The 19,909-nt window shown below is 65.0% G+C and carries 20 protein-coding genes and 1 riboswitch; of the genes, 13 read left to right on the top strand and 7 right to left on the bottom strand.

What is annotated here, in order from left to right:
• Positions 1 to 96: 96 nt before the first annotated feature.
• From tyrS to ruvB, 10 genes are all read left to right on the top strand, one after another.
• A complete protein-coding gene (tyrS, locus tag ACSQ25_RS20625) occupies positions 97 to 1,359 on the top strand; it encodes a tyrosine--tRNA ligase (RefSeq protein ID WP_436107536.1) in 1,263 nt (420 codons plus the stop codon).
• Positions 1,356 to 1,823 carry a D-aminoacyl-tRNA deacylase gene (dtd, locus tag ACSQ25_RS20620; RefSeq protein ID WP_436107535.1) on the top strand — a complete coding sequence of 156 codons (468 nt, stop codon included), beginning with the start codon at positions 1,356 to 1,358 and terminating at the stop codon, positions 1,821 to 1,823. Before tyrS ends, dtd begins: the two co-directional genes overlap by 4 nt.
• Positions 1,824 to 1,871: 48 nt before the next feature.
• Positions 1,872 to 2,537, top strand: a complete 666-nt coding sequence (locus tag ACSQ25_RS20615) for a YbhB/YbcL family Raf kinase inhibitor-like protein (RefSeq protein ID WP_436107534.1) — start codon at positions 1,872 to 1,874, stop codon at positions 2,535 to 2,537.
• A gap of 28 nt (positions 2,538 to 2,565) precedes the next feature.
• Positions 2,566 to 3,231, top strand: coding sequence for a histidine phosphatase family protein (locus ACSQ25_RS20610; protein WP_436107533.1), 666 nt, complete (start codon positions 2,566 to 2,568; stop codon positions 3,229 to 3,231).
• Between the two features lie 128 nt (positions 3,232 to 3,359).
• Positions 3,360 to 4,385, top strand: coding sequence for a tRNA dihydrouridine synthase DusB (dusB, locus tag ACSQ25_RS20605; RefSeq protein WP_436107532.1), 1,026 nt, complete (start codon positions 3,360 to 3,362; stop codon positions 4,383 to 4,385).
• 111 nt (positions 4,386 to 4,496) lie between these two features.
• The gene (locus tag ACSQ25_RS20600; RefSeq protein ID WP_027865797.1) at positions 4,497 to 4,730 is read left to right on the top strand and encodes a helix-turn-helix domain-containing protein; all 234 of its coding nucleotides are present in this window, start codon (positions 4,497 to 4,499) and stop codon (positions 4,728 to 4,730) included.
• A gap of 102 nt (positions 4,731 to 4,832) precedes the next feature.
• Positions 4,833 to 6,419: a bifunctional phosphoribosylaminoimidazolecarboxamide formyltransferase/IMP cyclohydrolase gene (gene purH, locus ACSQ25_RS20595; protein ID WP_436107531.1), complete on the top strand. Its 1,587-nt coding sequence runs from the start codon at positions 4,833 to 4,835 to the stop codon at positions 6,417 to 6,419.
• A 115-nt stretch (positions 6,420 to 6,534) separates the two neighbouring features.
• The gene (ruvC, locus tag ACSQ25_RS20590) at positions 6,535 to 7,071 is read left to right on the top strand and encodes a crossover junction endodeoxyribonuclease RuvC (protein ID WP_436107530.1); all 537 of its coding nucleotides are present in this window, start codon (positions 6,535 to 6,537) and stop codon (positions 7,069 to 7,071) included.
• 18 nt (positions 7,072 to 7,089) lie between these two features.
• The gene (gene ruvA, locus ACSQ25_RS20585; protein WP_436107529.1) at positions 7,090 to 7,668 is read left to right on the top strand and encodes a Holliday junction branch migration protein RuvA; all 579 of its coding nucleotides are present in this window, start codon (positions 7,090 to 7,092) and stop codon (positions 7,666 to 7,668) included.
• Positions 7,665 to 8,732, top strand: coding sequence for a Holliday junction branch migration DNA helicase RuvB (gene ruvB / locus ACSQ25_RS20580; protein ID WP_436107528.1), 1,068 nt, complete (start codon positions 7,665 to 7,667; stop codon positions 8,730 to 8,732). Before ruvA ends, ruvB begins: the two co-directional genes overlap by 4 nt.
• Here ruvB and ACSQ25_RS20575 read toward each other — a convergent pair.
• On the bottom strand, positions 8,729 to 9,256 hold the full coding sequence (locus tag ACSQ25_RS20575; protein ID WP_436107527.1) for a DUF2867 domain-containing protein: 528 nt from the start codon (positions 9,254 to 9,256) through the stop codon (positions 8,729 to 8,731). The genes ruvB and ACSQ25_RS20575 overlap by 4 nt on opposite strands.
• 171 nt (positions 9,257 to 9,427) lie before the next feature.
• On the opposite strand from ACSQ25_RS20575, the gene ACSQ25_RS20570 reads away from it, so the two are divergent.
• From ACSQ25_RS20570 to ACSQ25_RS20560, 3 genes are read left to right on the top strand one after another with little or no spacing between them, the layout of a single operon-like run.
• Positions 9,428 to 11,230 (top strand): CIA30 family protein, encoded by a 1,803-nt coding sequence (locus tag ACSQ25_RS20570; RefSeq protein ID WP_436107526.1) that lies wholly within the window; start codon positions 9,428 to 9,430, stop codon positions 11,228 to 11,230.
• A gap of 18 nt (positions 11,231 to 11,248) precedes the next feature.
• Complete coding sequence (locus ACSQ25_RS20565) at positions 11,249 to 12,361, top strand: sensor histidine kinase (protein ID WP_436107525.1); 1,113 nt, start codon at positions 11,249 to 11,251, stop codon at positions 12,359 to 12,361.
• Positions 12,358 to 12,966, top strand: a complete 609-nt coding sequence (locus ACSQ25_RS20560; protein WP_436107524.1) for a response regulator transcription factor — start codon at positions 12,358 to 12,360, stop codon at positions 12,964 to 12,966. Before ACSQ25_RS20565 ends, ACSQ25_RS20560 begins: the two co-directional genes overlap by 4 nt.
• A 21-nt stretch (positions 12,967 to 12,987) precedes the next feature.
• On the opposite strand, the gene ACSQ25_RS20555 is transcribed toward ACSQ25_RS20560, so the two are convergent.
• From ACSQ25_RS20555 to ACSQ25_RS20530, 6 genes are all read right to left on the bottom strand, one after another.
• Entirely contained in the window at positions 12,988 to 14,868 is a 1,881-nt protein-coding gene (locus ACSQ25_RS20555; protein ID WP_436107523.1) for a potassium transporter Kup, read from the bottom strand.
• 90 nt (positions 14,869 to 14,958) lie between these two features.
• On the bottom strand, positions 14,959 to 15,381 hold the full coding sequence (locus tag ACSQ25_RS20550; RefSeq protein ID WP_436107522.1) for a hypothetical protein: 423 nt from the start codon (positions 15,379 to 15,381) through the stop codon (positions 14,959 to 14,961).
• Positions 15,382 to 15,476: 95 nt separating this feature from the next.
• The gene (locus ACSQ25_RS20545; protein ID WP_436107521.1) at positions 15,477 to 15,818 is read right to left on the bottom strand and encodes an SMR family transporter; all 342 of its coding nucleotides are present in this window, start codon (positions 15,816 to 15,818) and stop codon (positions 15,477 to 15,479) included.
• Complete coding sequence (locus ACSQ25_RS20540) at positions 15,815 to 16,183, bottom strand: VOC family protein (RefSeq protein WP_436107520.1); 369 nt, start codon at positions 16,181 to 16,183, stop codon at positions 15,815 to 15,817. The genes ACSQ25_RS20545 and ACSQ25_RS20540 overlap by 4 nt, the downstream gene beginning before the upstream one ends.
• A 17-nt stretch (positions 16,184 to 16,200) precedes the next feature.
• On the bottom strand, positions 16,201 to 16,647 hold the full coding sequence (locus tag ACSQ25_RS20535; RefSeq protein ID WP_436107519.1) for a DUF2147 domain-containing protein: 447 nt from the start codon (positions 16,645 to 16,647) through the stop codon (positions 16,201 to 16,203).
• Between the two features lie 145 nt (positions 16,648 to 16,792).
• The gene (locus ACSQ25_RS20530; protein WP_436107518.1) at positions 16,793 to 19,591 is read right to left on the bottom strand and encodes a valine--tRNA ligase; all 2,799 of its coding nucleotides are present in this window, start codon (positions 19,589 to 19,591) and stop codon (positions 16,793 to 16,795) included.
• Positions 19,592 to 19,769: 178 nt separating this feature from the next.
• A riboswitch (TPP riboswitch) is annotated at positions 19,770 to 19,876 on the top strand.
• The last annotated feature ends 33 nt before the right edge of the window (positions 19,877 to 19,909 follow it).

Raw genomic sequence — 19,909 nt, 5'->3', positions numbered from 1 at the left:
TCTGCAAAGTTTTCTGCAAGAAACTTAAAATGGATCGTGAATTATACCAAAAGAAGTGGTCCTACAACCGCTTTGGCTAATTTCCTACAAGAATTTATGACTTCTACTGAAGCGCCCGGCAGCGGCGTGCAAACCAAATCTTCCGCTTCCCTGCCGTTGACGGACAAGGTGCTCGAGGCGCTGGCCATCACCAAGCGCGGTGTCGATGAACTGCTGATCGAGAGCGAATTCGCCCAGAAACTGGCGCGTTCCGAACAGTCGGGCAAGCCGCTGCGCATCAAGCTGGGCCTGGACCCGACCGCGCCGGACTTGCACCTCGGCCATACCGTGGTGCTCAACAAGATGCGCCAACTGCAAGACCTGGGCCACCAGGTGATTTTCCTGATCGGTGATTTCACCTCGATGATCGGCGACCCTTCGGGCCGCAATGCCACGCGTCCGCCGCTGACGCGCGAGCAGGTCGAGGAAAACGCGATGACGTACTTCCGCCAGGCTTCATTGGTGCTGGACGCGGCGCGCACGGAGATCCGTTACAACTCGGAATGGTGCGATCCGCTCGGTGCGCGCGGCATGATTCAGCTCGCTTCGCGCTACACCGTGGCCCGGATGATGGAGCGTGATGATTTCACCAAGCGCTACAAGAGTGGGACACCGATTGCGGTGCATGAGTTCCTGTACCCTTTGATGCAGGGCTACGACTCGGTCGCTTTACAGGCAGACCTGGAACTTGGGGGCACCGACCAGAAATTCAACCTCCTTGTTGGGCGCGAACTTCAAAAAGATTATGGCCAGGAGCAGCAGTGCATCCTGACCATGCCCCTGCTCGAGGGCCTGGACGGCGTCGAAAAGATGTCGAAATCCAAGAACAACTACATCGGCATCACCGAAGCCCCGAACACCATGTTCGGCAAGCTGATGAGCATTTCGGACGACATGATGTGGAAGTACTACGATCTGCTGTCCTTCCGCTCGATCGCCGACATCGCCGGAGTCAAGGCCGAGGTCGCCGGCGGCGCCAACCCACGCGATGCGAAAGTGGCGCTGGGCAAGGAAATCGTCGCGCGCTTCCACTCGGCCCAGGCGGCCGACGATGCGCTCGCCGACTTCGTCAACCGCTCCAAGGGCGGCATCCCGGACGAGGTGCCGGAAGTCAGCCTGTCCGGCGCGCCGCTGGGCGTGGCCCAGTTGCTGAAGCAGGCCGGCCTGTGCGCGTCGACGTCGGAAGCCATGCGCATGGTCGACCAGGGCGGCGTGCGCATCGACGGCGCGGTCGTCAGCGACAAGGGTCTGCAGGTCGAGGCCGGCACGTTCGTCATGCAGGTGGGCAAGCGCAAATTTGCGCGCGTGACCCTGGCATGATTGGTTTGTTGCAACGTGTCAGCGAGGCCAGCGTGCGCGTCGACGGCGAGACCGTCGGCGCCATTGGCCCCGGCCTGATGGTGCTGGTGTGCGCCGAAAAGGGCGACACCGAGCGCGAAGCCGAGGCCCTGCTGGCCAAGCTGCTGACTTACCGCGTGTTTTCCGACGATGCCGGCAAGATGAACCGCAGCATCACGGACACCGGCGGCGGCCTGCTGCTGGTGCCGCAGTTCACCCTGGCGGCGGATACGAAATCGGGCACGCGCCCGTCCTTTTCGCCGGCGGCGGCACCGGAAGACGGGCGGCGCCTGTTCGACCATGTCGTGCGACAAGCCCGCGAACGTCATGGCATTGTCGAGACCGGCAAATTCGGCGCGGACATGAAAGTTTCGCTCGTCAACGACGGTCCTGTCACTTTCTGGCTGCAGGTTGATCCTGTCTCAATGGTGCTTGCGCAGCGTTGAAACCCGCGCCGCCATAACAGGTCAATAGCTAGAAGGCTGGGAGGACGTATGCGAATCTGGAGCGACTCATTTACCGAAGGCGGGGTGATCCCGCCGCAATGCGCGTTTGCGGTCATCGATCCCGGCAGCCACGTCAAGCTGTCCAGCAACCGCAATCCCCATATCGCCTGGGACGATGTGCCTGCGGGCACCAAGTCCCTGGTGCTGATCTGCCACGACCCCGACGTGCCATCCGTCGGCGACGACGTCAACCAGGACGGCAAGACCGTGCCGGACGCGCTGCCGCGGGTGGACTTCTTCCACTGGTCGCTGGTGGATATCCCGGTCGCGCTCAAATCCCTGGAAGAGGGTAGGTTCTCCGACATGGTGACGCCGCATGGCAAGCCGGGCCCGCTGCTGCCTTTTACCATCAAGAACGGCACCGAGCACCAGCTGCGTCAGGGCATCAACGACTACACCGGCTGGTTCGCGAGCGACCCCGACATGGCGGGCGAGTATTACGGGTATGATGGCCCCTGTCCGCCATGGAACGACGAACGGGTGCATACCTATGTGTTTACGCTGTATGCGCTCGACATCCCGCGCCTGCCGCTGGTAGGCCGCTTCACCGGCCCGGAACTGCGCCTGGCGATCCGCGGCCATATCCTGGACGAGGCGCGCACCTTCGGGGTGTATTCGCTGAATCCCGACGTCGCATCAACACTGTCAACCTAGACGCCCGGAGGTTCGGGCGACGAACCTCATGCCTGTAATAAACGAACAAACTGCCACAATTATCCTCCTGATTCGCCACGGCGAGACCGCCTGGAACGCCGAAAAGCGGCTCCAGGGGCACCTCGACATCGCCCTCAATGCCGAGGGCGAGCGCCAGGCCGCGTTGCTGGGCGCGGCGCTCGCGGCTGAGCGGATCGACCACATCGTGTCCAGCGACCTGCAACGCGCGCGCCAGACTGCCGAGGCCATTGCCCGCAGCCGTGCTGCGCAGGTGGGCACCGATCCTGCCTTGCGCGAGCGCTGCTATGGCGGCTTCGAAGGCTTGCTGTACAGCGAGATCGCGGCGCGCTTCCCGCTCGAGTTCGCGGCCTGGCAGGCGCGCGACGTCGATGCCGTGCTGCCGCCGGGGAAGAACGCCGGCGAGAGCTTCCGCGCATTTTATGAGCGGACCACCGGCGCGATCGCAGCGCATGCGGCGGCGCATCGGGGCAAGACCATCGCGCTGGTGGCGCACGGCGGGGTGCTGGAATGCGCCTATCGCCAGGCGCTGGGGCTGTCGCTGGAGACGCCGCGCGACTTCAAGGTGCTGAATGCGAGCGTGAACCGGTTCGTGGTGGAGCAGGGGGCGCTGCGGCTGCTGAGCTGGGGAGAGGTGGGGCACCTTCAGCCGGCTGTGCTGGATGATTTGTCCTGAGCGTCTACCCCCACCAGGCACCCCTGCCAATATCACACACGCAACAATACCCAAAATTCTGCCGCTATTTTGAGCAGCGAATGAGGTAAAATACTAGGTTCCCCGAGAAACTTTAGAACTTTTCCGCTGTGCAAATCGGTCCTTACATCCTGCGTAACAATGTCTTCGTCGCCCCCATGGCCGGGGTGACGGACCGCCCGTTCCGCCAGCTGTGCAAGCAGCTGGGCGCCGGCTACGCGGTGTCCGAGATGGCGGCCTCGAACCCACGCCTGTGGGCCAGCGAGAAGACCTCGCGCCGTACCGACCACGCCGGGGAAATGGAGCCGAAGGCGGTGCAGATCGCCGGCGCCGACCCGAAAGACCTGGCCGACTGCGCGAAGTTCAACGTCGAGCGCGGCGCCCAGATCATCGACATCAACATGGGTTGCCCGGTGAAGAAGGTCTGCAACAGCTGGTGCGGTTCCGCGCTGCTGCAGCACGAAGACCTGGTCGAGCGCATCCTGCACGCCGTGGTGGAAGCGGTCGACGTCCCCGTCACCCTGAAGTTCCGTACCGGCTGGGACCGCCAAAACAAGAACGCCCTGCGCATTGCCCGCATGGCGGAACAGGCCGGCATTGCGATGCTGACCCTGCACGGCCGCACCCGCGCCGACGGCTACAAGGGCGAGGCCGAATACGACACCATCCGCGCCGTCAAGGCGGCGGTCGGGATCCCGGTGGTCGCCAATGGCGACATCACCACGCCGGAAAAGGCGAAGTTCGTGCTCGATTACACCGGCGCCGACGCCGTCATGATCGGCCGCGCCGCCCAGGGCCGGCCCTGGATCTGCCGCGAGATCGACCATTACCTGCGCACCGGCGAGCATTTGCCGGCGCCGCTGGTCGAAGAAGTACGCGGCCTGATGAACGAACACCTGCCGGCGCACTATGCCTTCTATGGCGAGTACGTCGGCGTGCGTACCGCCCGTAAACACATCGGGTGGTATGTGCAGGACTTGCCGGGCGGCGAAGAATTCCGCCAGCGCATGAACCTGCTGGAATCGACTGCCGAGCAACTGGCTGCGGTCGACGCCTTTTTCAAATTACAACTCCGGCATGGCGAGCGGTTACAATACCGGCCCGCTCATCCTGCCGATGAGGCGATGGCAGCATAAGCACAAGTAATAGCACCATAAAAAGCAGTCATAAGAACCAGAACAAAACGGGGACACGCTGCGTCAAAAACGCGGCGAGCAATCATTAACCAGGATGAAGCAGCAGAGAACATGAGCAAAGAAAGTATCCAGGAAGTCGTCCAGAAAAGCCTCGAGGACTATTTCAACGATCTGGGCGAGCAGAAACCGACGAACATCTACGACATGATGGTCCTGACGGTGGAAAAGCCGGTCCTGGAAGTGGTCATGACGCGCGCCGACGGCAACCAGTCGCATGCGGCGCAGATGCTGGGCATCAACCGGAATACTTTGCGCAAGAAACTCCAGGAGCACGGGCTCCTCTAAGCTCCTTTGCATGGCGTGGCCGTGCGTCTGGGCGCGGCCGGTTCGCCGTCCGCCGCCTTGTCTATATGACGGGCGCAAGAATTTTCAACCACAGGCCTCACCATGATCAAACAAGCACTGATTTCCGTTTCCGACAAAACCGGCGTCCTCGATTTCGCGAAGGCCCTGGCTGGCCTCGGCGTCAACATCCTGTCCACCGGCGGCACCGCCAAGCTGCTGCAGGAAAATGGCGTGCAGGTTACTGAAGTCGCCGACTACACCGGTTTCCCGGAAATGCTCGACGGCCGGGTCAAGACCCTGCACCCGAAAGTGCACGGCGGCATCCTGGCGCGCCGCGACCTGCCCGAGCACGTCGCCAAGCTCGACGAGCACGGCATTCCGCAGATCGACATGGTCGTGGTCAACCTCTATCCCTTCCAGCAGACCGTCGCCAAGGACGAGTGCTCGCTGGACGACGCGATCGAGAACATCGACATCGGCGGCCCGACCATGCTGCGCTCGGCTGCCAAGAACCACCGCGACGTGGTGGTGATCGTTGATCCGGCCGACTACGGCGTGGTGCTGGCGGAGATGAAGGGCACCGGGACCCAGGCCGGCCCGGTGAGCTACGAGACCAAGTTCCGCCTCGCCAAGAAAGTGTTCGCCCACACCGCCCAGTATGACGGCGCGATCACCAATTACCTGACCAGCCTGGGCGAAGACCGCCTGCACGCGACGCGTTCGAGCTATCCGCAGACCCTGAACCTCGGCTTCGAGAAGGTCCAGGACATGCGCTACGGCGAGAATCCGCACCAGGGCGCCGCCTTCTACCGCGACCTGGTCGCCACCCCGGGCGCGCTGGCCAACTACCGCCAGCTGCAGGGCAAGGAACTCTCGTACAACAACATCGCCGATGCCGATGCGGCCTGGGAATGCGTCAAGTCGCTCGGCGGCCTGGGCCAGCCGGCCGGCTGCGTGATCGTCAAGCACGCCAACCCTTGCGGCGTGGCGATCGGCGTCGATGCGCTGGACGCCTACTCGCGCGCACTGCAGACCGACCCGACCTCGGCCTTCGGCGGCATCATCGCCTTCAACGTCGAAGTCGACGGCCGCGCCGCGGAAGCGCTGGCCAAGCTGTTCGTGGAAGTGCTGATCGCACCGTCGTTCACCGCGGAGGCGCGCCAGATCATGGCGGCCAAGCAGAACGTGCGCCTGCTCGAGATTCCGCTGGGCGAAGGCCAGAACGCCTATGACCTCAAGCGCGTCGGCGGCGGCGTGCTGGTGCAGGCGTCGGATGCGAAGAACGTCGGCCTCGGCGAACTGCGCGTGGTCAGCAAGAAGCAGCCAACCCAGCAGCAGCTGCAGGACCTGATGTTCGCCTGGCGCGTGGCCAAGTTCGTCAAGTCGAACGCCATCGTGTTCTGCGCCAACGGCATGACCCTGGGCGTCGGCGCTGGCCAGATGAGCCGCATCGACTCGGCCCGCATCGCCTCGATCAAGGCGCAGAATGCAGGCCTGTCCCTGAGCGGTTCGGCGGTGGCTTCGGACGCCTTCTTCCCGTTCCGCGACGGCCTGGACGTGGTGGTCGATGCGGGCGCGACCTGCGTGATCCACCCGGGTGGCTCGATGCGTGACCAGGAAGTCATCGATGCGGCGGATGAGCGTGGCGTCGTGATGCTGTACACGGGTACCCGTCACTTCCGTCACTGATTGTTGCAGAGTGGACGGCGAGGCCGTCCACCTGACGTGGCAAGCTCCACCACATTACTGTGTTTTTGCACAGTATTTTTCCCACGAACACCCGCCAGCCGTATATCATTCCACAATGATTATCCTCGGCATCGACCCGGGCCTGCGTACGACGGGGTTTGGCGTCATTGAAAAACACGGTACGAAACTGCGCTACATCGCGTCCGGCACCATCAAGACCGGTACCGAAGGCGCGTTGCCGCCGCGCCTCAAGGTCATCCTGAAGGGCGTGGGCGAAATCGTCTCCGCCTACCAGCCCGGCTGCGCGGCCATCGAAAAAGTCTTCGTCAACGTCAATCCACAGTCCACGCTGCTGCTGGGGCAGGCGCGCGGTGCGGCCATCACGGCCCTGGTCGGGGCCGACCTCGACGTCGCCGAGTACACGGCGGTGCAGGTCAAGCAGGCCGTGGTCGGCACCGGCAAGGCCGCCAAGGCCCAGGTGCAGGACATGGTCGCGCGCCTGCTCAAGCTGCCGGGCCTGCCCGGCACCGACGCCGCCGACGCCCTCGGCGTGGCGATCTGCCACGCCCACAGCATCGATACGCTGTCGATGATCGGCGCGCTGTCGCCGGCTACGGCGACCCTGCGCATGAAACGCAGCCGCCTCGTCTAAAGAACAAAAGGAACAACGATGATCGGTCGTCTCTCCGGAATCCTGCTCGAAAAAGCGCCGCCGCACGTGCTGGTGGACTGCAATGGCGTCGGCTATGAAGTCGACGTGCCGATGAGCACCTTCTACAACCTGCCGCACACCGGCGAAAAAGTGGTGCTGTTCACCCACCTCATCGTGCGCGAGGATGCGCACCTGCTGTTCGGCTTCGGCAGCGCCTCCGAGCGCGCGCTGTTCCGCCAGCTGATCAAGATCACCGGCATCGGCGCGCGCATGGCCCTGGCCATCCTGTCGGGCATGTCGGTGGCCGACCTGTCGCAGGCGGTCACGCTGCAGGAAGCCGGGCGCCTGGTGAAGATCCCCGGCATCGGCAAGAAGACCGCCGAGCGCCTGCTGCTGGAACTGAAGGGCAAGCTGGGCGCCGACATCGGCGTGGTCGGCGGCGTCGTGCGCGACGACGCCCAGGTCGACGTGCTCAATGCGCTGGTCGCTTTGGGGTATTCTGACAAGGAAGCGCTCCTCGCCATCAAGAACATGCCGGCCGGCGCAAGCGTTTCCGACGGCATCAAGTTCGCACTCAAGGCACTTTCTAAAGCATGAGCATCCAGACCGACAATTTCACCGAGCAGCGCGTGATCGACGCGGCCCCGGCCTCGCCCAACGAGGAGGCGATCGAACGCGCCTTGCGGCCGAAGCAGCTGGAGGAGTACGTCGGCCAGGAAAAGATCCGCGACCAGCTCGAAATCTTCATCCACGCCGCCCGCAAGCGCCGCGAAGCGCTCGACCACACGCTGCTGTTCGGCCCGCCGGGTCTCGGCAAGACCACGCTGGCGCACATCATCGCGCGCGAGATGGGCGTCAACCTGCGCCAGACTTCCGGTCCGGTACTGGAGCGTCCGGGCGATCTCGCCGCTCTTTTGACCAACCTCGAGCCGAACGACGTGCTGTTCATCGACGAGATCCACCGCCTGTCGCCGGTGGTCGAAGAGATCCTGTATCCGGCGCTCGAGGACTACCAGATCGACATCATGATCGGCGAGGGCCCGGCCGCGCGTTCCGTGAAGCTCGACCTGCAGCCCTTCACCCTGGTCGGCGCCACCACCCGCGCCGGCATGCTGACCAACCCGCTGCGCGACCGCTTCGGCATCGTCGCCCGCCTCGAGTTCTACAACGTCGAGGAGCTGACCAAGATCGTCACTCGCAGCGCCGCGCTGCTCGAAGCCCCGATCAAGGAAGAGGGCGCGCGCGAGGTCGCCAAGCGGGCACGCGGCACGCCGCGTATCGCCAACCGCCTGCTGCGCCGCGTGCGCGATTATGCGGAAGTGAAGGGCAATGGCGAGATCACGATCGAGATGGCCGACCGCGCCCTCAAGATGCTCGACGTCGACACGGTCGGCTTCGACGTCATGGACCGCAAGCTGCTGGAAGCGGTGCTGTTCAAGTTCAATGGCGGCCCGGTCGGCATCGGCAACCTGGCGGCGGCGATCGGCGAAGCGGCCGACACCATCGAGGACGTGCTCGAACCCTATCTGATCCAGCAGGGCTACCTGCAGCGCACCCCGCGCGGACGGATCGCCACGCCGCTGGCCTACCAGCACTTCGGTGTCACCGCGCCGCGCATCAGCCCGACCGGCGACCTGTGGGATAACCTGTCGCCGGGCTAAGGACGGCCTGCCGTCCCTGGCCAGCCGAGCGACGCCGCACGGCGCAGGCTGGCCTTGACCACCAGGCGGTGGAACGGGGCGATGACGAACAAATAGGTCCGTCCCAACAGCTTGTGGCAATGGACGACGGTCGTCACCGTCACGTCGTGCGGGCCGCGCAGGACCGACAGCCTGAAATCGAGATGCCTGTCGTCCTCGCCCAGCACGATCTCGGTCTCGCTCCGGCTGTAGACGCGGAAGATGCCGACCCGCTCGTCCTTCTCCCTACCGGCAAGCGCGGCCAGGTCCCTGGCGGTTTTCAGGCCAAAGCAGGCGACTACCGCGTCCCGCACCTGTGTGAGCCAGCCGACCCAGGCCGGCTGGTGCGCGACGATGAAGCGGGCCAGCAACTCCGGGTCGCGCGATGCCTCCGCGGGAAGCCCGATCGCGAATGCATCCGCGAGATGGACCGATGGATAGGTGTGGATCACGCCGGACTGGGCGGGGAGGGTAACCGGCCTTGCAACGGTGGCTTCGATTGGCATGCTTGCAGTATGCAGCGCAAGCACCATGGGATCAATGCGCACCGCATGAGGGCGACGTTTTCATGCTGCTGCCGGCATGACAAATGTCATGACAAACCGATGGCGCCTGCTTCTGGCGGCGCCATCGTCGTTTTCGCATACTGGCTTCACACCAACCCATGCGAGGAACGTATGAAGCCCACCGTCCTGAAAGTCCTGTCCGCCGCCGCCATCCTGCTGCTGGCCGCCTCCGCCAATGCCGCGCCAACCCTGGTGCAGGACGTGCGCGTCTTCGACGGCGAGCGCGTGCACGAGCGCCGTTCGGTCCTGTTCGACAAGGGCGTCATCGTCGATGCGAATCATCGCGGCGCAGTCCCCAGCGGCGCGCGTGTGATCAGCGGCGCCGGCCGCACGCTGCTGCCGGGCTTCATCGACGCCCACACGCACGCCTTCCGCCTGCATGAACTGCCGGTACTGTTCGGCGTGACCACCCAGATCGACATGTTCACCGACATCGGCATGATGAAGAAGGCGAAGCAGGAGATGGCGCAAGGCCACAACCATGCCCACGCCGACCTGTTCTCGGCCGGCACCCTGGTCACGGCGCCGAACGGCCACGGCACCCAGTTCGGCATCGCCATCCCAACCATCACCAAACCGGAAGAAGCGCAGGCCTTCGTCGACGCCCGCATCGCCGAAGGCTCGGACTTCATCAAGATCGTCATGGAAGGCGGCCATGGCTTCAAGTCGCTCGACCTGGCCACCGCGACAGCCGTGATCGCCGCGGCCCACAAGCGCGGCAAGCTGGCGGTGGTCCACATCGGCAACGAGAAGGATGCGCGTGCCGTGCTCGAAGCCGGCGCGGACGGCCTGGTGCACCTGTTCCCGGGCGGCTCGGCCGATGCCGAGGGCCTCGCAAAACTGGCCGCCGGCCGGGGCGCCTTCGTGATCCCGACCTTCGCGGTCCTGGAGAGCATGGCCGCCTTCCGCGGCGACGACCTGCTCGCCAACCCGGCCTTCGCCGCCTTGCTCGACAAGGATGGGCAGGCGCCGCTGAAGGCGCGTTACGGTAACGAGGCGAAGCCGGGACTGCTGGTGGCCCCGAAGCTGGTCACCGCCGCGATGATCAAGGCCGGCGTGCCGGTGCTGGCCGGGACCGACGCCGGCAATCCGGGCACCCAATACGGCATCAGCATGCACCGCGAACTGGCGGCGCTGGTCGAAGCCGGCCTCACGCCGTCACAGGCGCTCACGGCCGCCACCAGCGCACCGGCCAAGGCCTTCAAACTGGGACAGCGCGGCCGCATCGAGAAGGGCTACAAGGCCGACCTGCTGCTGGTCGAGGGCAACCCGGCAGCCGACATCCTCGCCACGCGCCGCATCGTCGAGGTGTGGAAGGATGGCGAGAGCGTCAAGGGCCTGGCCGAAGGGCAGCGCCTGCAGGTGGCCAAGGCGGCGCTCGAGGCGCAAAAGGGCGGCGGCGTCCAGGCCTTGCCGGCGGACGGCCGCATCAGCCACTTCAGCGAGAAGCGCCTGGCCAGTCCCTTCGGCATGGGCTGGGGACCGTCGACCGACAGCTTCGCCGGCGGCAAGTCCACCGTGAAGCTGGCCCCGCAGCCGGCGCTGCCGGGCGGCCAGGTGCCGCTGGCGATCGATGCGAAGGTGGCGCCGGGACTACCGTTTGCCTGGTCTGGCGTAGCCTTCATGCCGGGCGCGCAGCCGATGCAGCCGGCCAACCTGAGCGGCGCCAAGCTGGTGCGCTTCAAGGTGCGCGGAGACGGCAAGACCTACCAGATGATCGCCATGTCGCAGGGCGTGCAGATGCCGGGCGCGAAAAGCTTCACCGCCGGGCCGGAGTGGACCGAGGTGACGATCCCCTTCAGCGAGCTGAAAGGCATCGATCCGGCGGCCATCGTCATGTTAGGATTCAACGCCGGCCCGCAGCCGGGCGACTACCGCTTCGAGATCGCCGACGTACGCCTGCTGGACCGCTAACCCTCACGATCGATCGCGATGAACAAGATCAGGCAAGTGCTCGCCGGGCCGTGGATCCCGTCCGAGCACGGCAAGATGCCCTACTTCTGGCTGGGCAGCCTCGGCTACCTGGGCTGGAAGTACGTCTACGCGGCGCCCGGCGCGCTGGAGCTGGCCATGCTGGCCCTGACGCTGGCGGTGTTCCTGCCGCTGTACTGCGCCAGCTACTGGGTGAGCGGCTGGCGCACGGTCGGCTGCATGCTGGCGGGCTGCCTGATCGGCGCGGCCTGGGTGCGCTGGAACGTGGGCGCGGCGAGCTTCTTCATCTTCGCCGCGGCCGCTGCCGCCGGACTGCGGCAGATGCGGCACGCCATGCTGGCGATCGCCGGCGTGGTCCTGCTTGGACTGCTCGCCTCGCTCCAGGTCGACCACCCGCAGATGCGCATGATGTTCCTGATGCCGATCCTGACCATCACGCTGCCGGTGGGCGTCGGCGCCGTCATGGATGCGCGCCTGCGCCGCTCGCGCCAGGCGCTGCTGCGCAAGCAGGAAGAGGTCGAGCACATGGCGACCATCGCCGAGCGCGAGCGCATCTCGCGCGACCTGCACGACCTGCTCGGGCATTCGCTGTCGCTGATCGCGCTGAAGGCGGAACTGGCGCGCAAGCTGGTGCACCGCGATCTCGATGCCTGTGCGCGCGAGGTCGGCGACATCGAGACCAGCGCGCGCCAGGCGCTGGCCGAAGTGCGCGCCGCCGTCACCGGCTATCGCGAGAAGGGCCTGGCCCATGCGCTGGCAAGCGCGCGCGCCAGCCTGGCCGCGGCCGAGGTCCAGCTGGACGAACAGGTGGAGCGCTTCGACCTGGCCCCGGCCGCCGAGAACGTGGTGGCGCTGGCGCTGCGCGAAGCCGTCACCAACGTGGTGCGCCATGCCGGCGCCAAGCGCTGCAGCGTCTCGCTGGCGCTGGAACACGGCGTGGCCGTGCTGCGCATCGCCGACGACGGCCAGGCGCGCAGCGAGGCCGACATCCGGCACGGCAACGGCTTGTGCGGCATGCGCGAACGCGCCGCCTCGGTCGGCGGCAGGCTGGCGCTACGCGCGCGCGCCGGCCTTGAACTCGAACTGCGCGTCCCTGCGGGAGTCACTACATGACGATTCGGATACTGCTGGCCGAAGACCAGAACCTGGTCCTCGGCGCCATGGCCGCGCTGCTGCGGCTGGAGCCCGACTTCGACGTCGTCGGCGCCGCCACCAACGGGCGCGAAGCCTTGGCGCTATGCGAAGAGCTGGCGCCCGACATCGTCCTGACCGACATCGAGATGCCCCTGATGACCGGGCTGGAACTGGCGGCGCAGCTGAAGGAACGGCGCCTGCCGCCGAAAGTCATCGTGGTGACCACCTTCGGGCGCAGCGGCTACCTGCGGCGCGCGCTGGAGGCCGGCGTGCGCGGCTACCTGCTCAAGGATGCGCCGGTGGATGCCCTGGCGGCCGCGATCCGCGCGGTGCACGGCGGCGGGAGGGCGATCGCGCCCGAACTGGCGCTGGAAAGCTGGAGCGGCGGCGCGGATCCGCTGACCGAGCGCGAACGCCAGGTACTGCGCCTGGCGGGGGAGGGGCGCACCAGCGCCGACATCGCGCGCCAGGTGCAACTGTCGGAAGGCACGGTGCGCAACTACCTGTCCGAGGCGATCAGCAAGCTGAATGCGGCCAACCGGGTCGAAGCCTACCGCATGGCGCGCGACGCCGGCTGGCTGTAGCGCCCCGCGCCATTCAGGCTGTCAAATCTCCACCTGGGTGCCCAGTTCGATGACCCTGTTGGTTGGAAGCTTGAAGTAATCCGCAGCGTCCCGTGCATTCCTCGCCATGGACGCGTAGAGACTCTCACGCCACGGCATCATGCCCGAACCAGGCGTGGAAATGATGGTCTGCCTGGCGATGAAATACGAGGTTTCCATCGGTTCGAACACCAGTCCGTAGGCGGCGCAGGCGTGCAGGTCGGCGGGGACATTTCTCTCTTCGATAAATCCGTAAAACAGGTCCATCTGGTAGCAGTCATGTCCCAATGGCGAGATCTTGACGCGCTGGTCCGCGGGGACCGTCGGAACGCCAAGCGCGTGCACAGTCAGGAAAATCACCCGCTCATGCAAGACCTTGTTGTGCGTCAGGTTGTGCAGTAATGCATGCGGCACCCCGTCGCCTTCCGCCCGGAAGAACACGGCGGTGCCGGGCACGCGATGCGGCAGGCTGAGGAACAAGGACTGCAAGAAATCCTCGAGCGGGATCAGATGTGCCCGCAGGTTTTCGAAGACGAGTTCCTTGCCCTTTCGCCAGGTCAGCATCAAGGTGACGAGTACCAGGCTGATGGCCAGCGTGAACCAGCCGCCGCTGACGATCTTCAGGCTGGTAGACGCGAACAGGGTCGCATCGAATACCAGGAAGAAGCCGGTAGCGCCGATGGCAGCCAGGATCGGGTAGCCCCAGCCGTAATACACGACGAAGAAGGTCAGCAAGGTGGTCGTCAGCATCGTTGCGGTGGCGGCGATGCCATAGGCGGAGGCCAGGTTGGTCGACGAACCGAAGGCGACGACGGCGAACACGACTGCCGCGAACTGCAGCCAATTGATGAGCGGAATATAGATCTGCCCTTTCTCCTGGTGGGAGGTCTGGACGATTTTCATCCGTGGCAGGAAACCCAGTGAGATGGCCTGCTGTGCAACCGAGAAGGCGCCGGAGATGGTCGCTTGCGATGCCACGATCGCGGCCACGGTCGACAGGGCGACCAGCGGGTAGATGCTCCACGCGCCGAGCTGGTTGAAGAAGGGATTGGACACGGCTGCAGGGTTGGACAGCAGCATCGCTCCCTGGCCGAGATAATTCAGCATCAGGGCGGGGAATACCACTGAAAACCAGGCCAGCCTGACGGGCTTGCGGCCGAAGTGGCCCATGTCGGCATACAGGGCTTCGGCGCCTGTCAGGGCAAGCACGATGGCGCCCAGGGAGACAAAGGCCCACCAGCCATTGCGGGACAGGTAATCGGCAGCGTAAAGCGGGTTCAGTGCTGCGAGCACCCCGGGATTTTCCAGGATGTTCACGACCCCCATGGCGGCCAGGGCCGCGAACCAGACGAGGACGATCGGTCCGAACCACTTTCCGATGCCGCCGGTGCCGCGGCGCTGCGCAAGGTAGAGCACGGTCAATACCGCCAGGGCAAGCGGGACGACGTAAGGCTTCATGGCCGGGGTCGCCACTTCCAACCCCTCGATCGACGACAGGACCGTGATCGCGGGCGTGATCACCCCGTCACCGAAAAACAGCCCGGCGCCAACCATGCCCAGCAACATGACAGGATAGTACAAGCGCGCGTGCTTCGACACCGACTTCAGTGCGAGCGCCGTCAGGGCCATGATGCCGCCTTCACCGCCGTTGTCGGCTCTCAAGACCAGCGTGACGTACTTGAGTGAGATGATGATGATGAGGCACCAGAGAATCAGCGAAACGACGCCGAGGATGTTCGCCGGGGTGGCCGCGATCCCATGGGCAGGCGCGAACACTTCCTTCATCGTGTACAGCGGGCTGGTGCCGATATCGCCATAGACGACACCGATTGCGCCAAGCGTCAGCGCTGCGACGCCGGTGCTTCCAGAGGCTTTTTCGCTCATTGTTCTTCTCGATGATACTGGGAGCAATATTGTAACGCCGTTCTTCCAGCCATCTGGTGCTTTGTAATGACGCCGTTTCCTTCTGGAAGATCAGCCGTGGCGCAGCGCCGGCAGCCTTTGCTGGCGCCGTTCGCGGGCGCGCAGGCGGCCCGCGCTCGGTCCTTGCAGCATCACGAGGACCAGGGCGAGGCCCACGATCAGCGTGAAACCGAGCAGGGCGCCGCCCAGCCACAGGGCAGTCGGCTCGACGCCGCGCCACAGCGTGGCCGCGCCGGCCGCGAAAGGCGCGAGCAGCACCAGGGCGCACAGGCGGGCAAGTCGAGGCGAGCGCTTGATGCGGTGTCCGGCCACGGCGATGAAGAAGAAGCTGGACGCCGCCAGCAGCTGCGCCGCCAGCAGGGCGGCGGAGCTGGACGGCGCGAAGGTCACCGCGCCGCTCGGGAACAGCAGCATCGGCGGGACGACCAGCGCCAGCATGCCGGCCAGCAGGCAGGCAAAACGCAAAAAGATCATTCGGGATTTCCTCGTAGCAGTTCGTGGAACAAGCAATACAACGAGGATATCTAAATTGCAATTATTGCGGCGCGCGAATGAAAGCTGCCGGACGGTCAGTGATCGACGCTGTTGGAGAACAGGTTGATGACTGCCACGCCGGCGATGATCAGCCCGAGTCCCGCGATGGCGGGCAGGTCGAGGCGCTGTCCGTAGACCATCCAGCTGATCAGGGAGATCAGCACGATGCCGACTCCCGACCAGATCGCATACGCAATCCCGGTCGGCAGCACGCGCAGGCTGAAGCTGAGCAGGTAGAAGGACAGGGCATAGCAGCCCACCGTGATGGCGCTGGGAAGCGGGCGGGTAAAACTGTCGGAAGCCTTGAGGGCGGTGGTGCCGATGACCTCGGCGACGATGGCGAAGGCGAGGTAGAGATAGGCGTGGGTCTGGGTCATGCCCTCGGCAGTTCCTGGCCGATCATGATGCGGTGCCCGTCGGCGGTGCGCAGGCCGAATTCGCGCATGCCCCAGGCTTCGTCGCGCAGCGGCTTGACGAATTCGGCGCCGTTCGCCACGGCGCGCGCATGCCAGGCCTCGACGTCGGTGACGTCGAGGTAGGCGAAATAGGAATGCTCGCCGGTCTGCGCAGCCGGCATCGCGTCCGGGCAGGCGCCGGCCATGATGCGGCAGCCGTCGCGGATGAACATGCGCCAGCCCGGATCGCCCATCTCGTGGATGGCGAAGCCGAGCACGTCGCGGTAGAAGGCCGCCGAACGTTCGAGGTCGGGGACGGCCAGCACGTACAGGTGATCGCGGATCATGCCGGCCGCCGGGAGGCTTACTGCTCGCGGACCCAGGTCTGCGAACGGCCGAACATCGGCGCGCCGATGTAGCCGCGCACCTCGAGCTTGCTGCCATTGTCCCTCAGATGGGCCTTGCTCTTGTAGGTCTTGCCCTTGGACGGATCGAGGATCTCGCCGCCGGTGTATTCGTTGCCGTCTTTCTTGAGGCCCGAGAGGATGGTCATACCGATGATCGGCTGGTCCTTGCGCGCGCCTTCGCAGGCGGTGCACTTCGGGTTCTGGTCCTGGTCGGCCGGGCGGAACAGCTTCTCGATCTTGCCGGTCAGGATGCCGTTGTCCTCGGTGATGCGCACCAGCGACTTCGGCTTGCCGGTTTCGTCGTCGATCGTTTTCCAGGTGCCGGCGGCCGAGGTATTCTGCGCCATGGCAGCCGGTACGGCCAGGATCATGGCCATCAGGCTTGCGCCCATCAGTTGTCGCATGTAGGTCTCCATTGTTGTGGTCTGACGGAACCAGTGTAGCAAACTGTATTCACGGCTGGGTCATCGAAATCCGAGGAAGTATTCGAATCGTCCGGCTTGCAACAAAAAACGCGGCCGAAGCCGCGTTGTTCGTGGGTGCCGCAGCTTACGCCGCCGGCAGCTTGGCCAGCTGTTCCTGCATCTTGGCCAGCGTGGCCGAGAAGTTCGCCACGCGTTCCTTCTCCTGCTCCACCACCGCGGCCGGGGCGCGGGCGACGAAGCTTTCGTTGGACAGCTTGCCGCTGGCCTTGGCGATCTCGCCCTGCAGGCGCGCGATCTCTTTCGACAGGCGCTCGCGCTCGGCGGCGACGTCGATCTCCACCTTCAGCATCAGCTTGGTGGTGCCGACGATCGACACGGCGGCCGGCGATTCCGGCAGCGCGTCGACGATCTGGACTTCCGCCAGCTTGCCCAGCGACTGGATGTAGGGGGCGAACACCGCCATGCGGGCGCGGTCTTCCGCGTTGCCCGGCTCGACGATCAGCGGCACGCGCACCGACGGCGACAGCGACATCTCGCCGCGCAGGTTGCGGGTGGCGTCGACCAGGGCCTTGAGCTGCTCCATCAAGGCTTCCGCTTCTTCGCTCACCAGCGAAAGGTCGGCCAGCGGGTAGGGCTGGACCATGATCGAATCACCGGTTTTGCCGGCCAGTGGCGCGATGGCCTGCCACAGCGATTCGGTCACGAACGGGATGATCGGGTGGGCCAGGCGCAGGATCACTTCCAGCACGCGCAGCAGGGTGTGGCGGGTGGCGCGCTGCTGCGCTTCCGTACCCTGCTGGACCGAGACCTTGGCCAGTTCCAGGTACCAGTCGCAGTACTCGTCCCAGACGAACTTGTAGATGGCGCTGGCGATGTTGTCGAAGCGGTAGTCGGCGAAGCCCTTGGCGATCTCCAGTTCGACGCGGTTCATCAGCGAGATGATCCAGCGGTCGGCCGGCGACAGGTCTTCCGGATTCGGCTGGCTGCAATCCTTGCCCTCCGTGTTCATCATCACGAAACGGGTGGCATTCCACATCTTGTTGCAGAAGTTGCGGTAGCCCTCGCAGCGTCCGAGGTCGAAGTTGATGTTGCGGCCCAGCGAAGCGTAGCTCGCCATCGTGAAGCGCACGGCGTCGGTGCCGAAGGCCGGGATCCCTTCCGGGAATTCCTTGCGGGTGGCCTTGGCGATCTTCTCGGCGGCGCGCGGGTCCATCAGGCCGGTGGTGCGCTTGGCCACCAGCGAGTCGAGGTCGATGCCGTCGATCAGGTCGATCGGGTCGAGCGTGTTGCCCTTCGACTTGGACATCTTCTGGCCCTGCGAGTCGCGCACCAGGCCGTGCACGTACACGGTCTCGAACGGCACCTTGCCGGTGAAGTGGGTCGTCATCATTACCATGCGGGCGACCCAGAAGAAGATGATGTCGAAGCCGGTCACCAGCACCGAGGACGGCAGGAAGTGCTGCATGTCTTTGGTCTGCTCAGGCCAGCCCATGGTCGAGAAGGGCACCAGGGCCGACGAGAACCAGGTGTCGAGCACGTCGTCGTCGCGGCGCAGCGCGCCCGTGATGCCTTGCGCGGCAGCCTTGGCCTTGGCTTCTTCTTCATCGCGGGCGACCACGATATTGCCTTCGTCGTCGTACCAGGCGGGGATGCGGTGGCCCCACCACAGCTGGCGCGAGATGCACCAGTCCTGGATGTTGCCCAGCCACTGGTTGTAGGTGGTGGTCCAGTTCTCGGGCACGAACTTGATTTCGCCGTTGGCGACCTTTTCCAGCGCCACGTCGGTGATCGACTTGCCCGGATTGAAGGTCCCTTCCGGCGCCGGCTTGCTCATGGCGACGAACCACTGGTCGGTCAGCATCGGCTCGATGACGACGCCGGTGCGGTCGCCGCGCGGCACCATCAGCTTGTGCGGCTTGACCTGCTCGAGCAGGCCTTGGGCTTCGAGGTCGGCGACGATCTGCTTGCGCGCGGCGAAGCGGTCCAGGCCCTGGTACTGGCTCGGGCCGTTCTCGTTGATCTTGGCGTCGAGCGTGAAAATGTTGATCGGCGCCAGGCTGGCGCGCTGGCCCACCGCGTAGTCGTTGAAGTCGTGGGCCGGGGTGATCTTCACGCAGCCGGTGCCGAATTCCTTGTCCACGTAGCTGTCCGCGATCACCGGGATCTGGCGGCCTGTCAGGGGCAGGGTGAGCAGCTTGCCGTGCAGATGGGCATAGCGCTCGTCGGTCGGATCGACCGCCACGGCGACGTCGCCCAGCATGGTTTCAGGACGGGTGGTGGCGACGGTCAGGTGGCCCGAGCCGTCCGCCAGCGGGTACTTGATGTACCACATCGAGCCGTCTTCTTCCTGCGAGTCGACTTCCAGATCCGACACCGCCGTGCCCAGCACCGGGTCCCAGTTGACCAGGCGCTTGCCGCGGTAGATCAGGCCCTGTTCGAACAGGCGCACGAAGACTTCCGAGACGACCTTCGAGCGGGTCTCGTCCATCGTGAAGTACTCGCGCTGCCAGTCGGGCGAGGTGCCCATGCGGCGCATCTGGCCGGTGATGGTGTTGCCCGACTTTTCCTTCCACTCCCAGACCTTCTCGACGAAGGCTTCGCGGCCCAGGTCGTGGCGCGAGATCTTCTGGGCGTCGAGCTGGCGCTCCACCACGATCTGGGTGGCGATGCCGGCGTGGTCAGTGCCCGGGATCCAGGCGGTGTTGTAGCCGCGCATGCGGTAGTAGCGGGTCAGGCCGTCCATGACGGTCTGGTTGAAGGCGTGACCCATGTGCAGGGTGCCCGTCACGTTCGGCGGCGGCAGCTGGATGCTGAACGACGGCTTGCCGTCTTCCATGCTGGCGGCGAAGTAACCGCGCTGCTCCCATTCGGTGCGCCAGTATTGTTCAATGTCGGCAGGCTCGAAAGACTTGGCTAATTCCATGATGTGGTGGCGATGGTCGATAGTTAACGTTCGAAAACGACCATTATAGAGTAGGAGCCAGCCGGTGCGTTCGGCCAAGCCCACGGTCAGTCAACTTCGTCCATATGCTGTGGTTATGGATCGATAATCTTTACATATAAATAAACATGGGGCTATAATCCGCTCGCTGCCGACGGGCAGCACACGCTAGGGGTCCTGCCGGCGCGCGAAGCGTCCGGCGGGTGAGAAATACCCTCTGAACCTGATCTGGATAATGCCAGCGAAGGGAAGCTTCAAAGACATCGGCCGTGTCCGCACGCGCTTGCCGTCTGCGCCTCC

Origin of the sequence: Massilia sp. LjRoot122, from assembly GCF_964252725.1 — a bacterium.
Taxonomy (GTDB): domain Bacteria; phylum Pseudomonadota; class Gammaproteobacteria; order Burkholderiales; family Burkholderiaceae_D; genus Telluria.
This window is presented reverse-complemented; position numbering and strand designations above follow the sequence as displayed.

Coding starts and splice junctions, on each gene's coding strand:
- ACSQ25_RS20535 (WP_436107519.1), bottom strand. CDS start 16,647: ATGCGACAACTGATGGGCGCAAGCCTGATGGCCATGATCCTGGCCGTA.
- ruvA (WP_436107529.1), top strand. CDS start 7,090: ATGATCGGTCGTCTCTCCGGAATCCTGCTCGAAAAAGCGCCGCCGCAC.
- ACSQ25_RS20540 (WP_436107520.1), bottom strand. CDS start 16,183: ATGATCCGCGATCACCTGTACGTGCTGGCCGTCCCCGACCTCGAACGT.
- ruvB (WP_436107528.1), top strand. CDS start 7,665: ATGAGCATCCAGACCGACAATTTCACCGAGCAGCGCGTGATCGACGCG.
- dtd (WP_436107535.1), top strand. CDS start 1,356: ATGATTGGTTTGTTGCAACGTGTCAGCGAGGCCAGCGTGCGCGTCGAC.
- ACSQ25_RS20575 (WP_436107527.1), bottom strand. CDS start 9,256: ATGCCAATCGAAGCCACCGTTGCAAGGCCGGTTACCCTCCCCGCCCAG.
- tyrS (WP_436107536.1), top strand. CDS start 97: ATGACTTCTACTGAAGCGCCCGGCAGCGGCGTGCAAACCAAATCTTCC.
- ruvC (WP_436107530.1), top strand. CDS start 6,535: ATGATTATCCTCGGCATCGACCCGGGCCTGCGTACGACGGGGTTTGGC.
- purH (WP_436107531.1), top strand. CDS start 4,833: ATGATCAAACAAGCACTGATTTCCGTTTCCGACAAAACCGGCGTCCTC.
- ACSQ25_RS20565 (WP_436107525.1), top strand. CDS start 11,249: ATGAACAAGATCAGGCAAGTGCTCGCCGGGCCGTGGATCCCGTCCGAG.
- ACSQ25_RS20530 (WP_436107518.1), bottom strand. CDS start 19,591: ATGGAATTAGCCAAGTCTTTCGAGCCTGCCGACATTGAACAATACTGG.
- ACSQ25_RS20600 (WP_027865797.1), top strand. CDS start 4,497: ATGAGCAAAGAAAGTATCCAGGAAGTCGTCCAGAAAAGCCTCGAGGAC.
- ACSQ25_RS20555 (WP_436107523.1), bottom strand. CDS start 14,868: ATGAGCGAAAAAGCCTCTGGAAGCACCGGCGTCGCAGCGCTGACGCTT.
- ACSQ25_RS20550 (WP_436107522.1), bottom strand. CDS start 15,381: ATGATCTTTTTGCGTTTTGCCTGCCTGCTGGCCGGCATGCTGGCGCTG.
- ACSQ25_RS20615 (WP_436107534.1), top strand. CDS start 1,872: ATGCGAATCTGGAGCGACTCATTTACCGAAGGCGGGGTGATCCCGCCG.
- ACSQ25_RS20560 (WP_436107524.1), top strand. CDS start 12,358: ATGACGATTCGGATACTGCTGGCCGAAGACCAGAACCTGGTCCTCGGC.
- ACSQ25_RS20545 (WP_436107521.1), bottom strand. CDS start 15,818: ATGACCCAGACCCACGCCTATCTCTACCTCGCCTTCGCCATCGTCGCC.
- ACSQ25_RS20570 (WP_436107526.1), top strand. CDS start 9,428: ATGAAGCCCACCGTCCTGAAAGTCCTGTCCGCCGCCGCCATCCTGCTG.
- ACSQ25_RS20610 (WP_436107533.1), top strand. CDS start 2,566: ATGCCTGTAATAAACGAACAAACTGCCACAATTATCCTCCTGATTCGC.